Source organism: Halomonas sp. 25-S5 (assembly GCF_029889845.1).
Lineage (GTDB): Bacteria > Pseudomonadota > Gammaproteobacteria > Pseudomonadales > Halomonadaceae > Halomonas.
This window is the reverse complement of sequence record NZ_JARANV010000071.1, coordinates 1-888: the sequence shown is the minus strand read 5'-3', so window position 1 is coordinate 888 and position 888 is coordinate 1. Positions and strand designations below refer to the sequence as shown.

Sequence of the window (888 nt, the reverse complement as noted above, 5' to 3'; positions counted from 1 at the left end):
CATTCATGCCCTGCGGCGCAAGCCGATGGCGTTGTTGAACCTGGTCTACCGCGATCAGCTGTTCCCGCGGGAGGCCTATCGGCGCACCTTCGACGCCTTGCTCGCGGGCGGGGAGGCCCGCTTGGCCTGCCGCTGCATGGTCGGCCTGCTGGCCCTGGCCCACGAGCGGGGCTGTGAAGCGGCACTCGCGCAGCACCTGGAGGCGCTGCTCGAGGCCGGCGAGTTGCCGAACCTCGACGCGCTGCGGGAACGCTTCGGTCCCGCCCCGAGTGAGCTGCCCCATGTCGAGGTGCGGCTGGGAGCGTTGGTGGATTATGACGCGCTGATGGACCGCCCGGCGGTGGGAGGCGTGGCATGAGCACTTCCTCAATGACCGACGCCGCACGGCTCACCCTGATGCTCACCGACCTGCGCCTGCCCACCATCAAGGCCGTGTGGTCGCGCTTCGCCGACCAAGCTGATCAGGAGGGGTGGCCGGCGGCGAGGCTGCTGGCCACCCTCGCCGAACACGAGCTCGCCGAGCGTGCCCGGCGCCGGCTCGAGCGCCACTTGACCGATGCCCGGCTGCCGCCGGGCAAAACGCTCGACAGTTTCGACTTCACCGCGGTGCCGATGGTCTCCCAGGCCCAGGTGATGGCCTTGACCAGTGGCGACCGCTGGCTCGACGAAGGCGCCAACCTGATCCTGTTCGGCCCCCCCGGCGGAGGCAAGAGCCATTTGGCGGCGGCCATCGGCCTGGCCCTGGTGGAGGCGGGCTATCGAGTGCTCTACACCCGCACCACCGACCTGGTGCAGCGGCTCCAGGTGGCCCGTCGGGAGCTCACCCTCGAGGCCGCCATCGCCAAACTCGACAAGTATCACCTGCTTATCCTTGATGACCTGGCCTAC

General features: G+C 69.3%; 1 protein-coding gene and 1 pseudogene. Both read left to right on the top strand.

The window, feature by feature from the left end:
* Positions 1-358: pseudogene (locus OP498_RS18395) on the top strand (IS21 family transposase); the annotation flags it as partial.
* Positions 355-888, top strand: a 534-nt coding sequence (locus tag OP498_RS18390; RefSeq protein WP_280554803.1) for an ATP-binding protein, incomplete at its 3' end; no start/stop codon positions are given. The pseudogene OP498_RS18395 and the gene OP498_RS18390, both read left to right, overlap by 4 nt.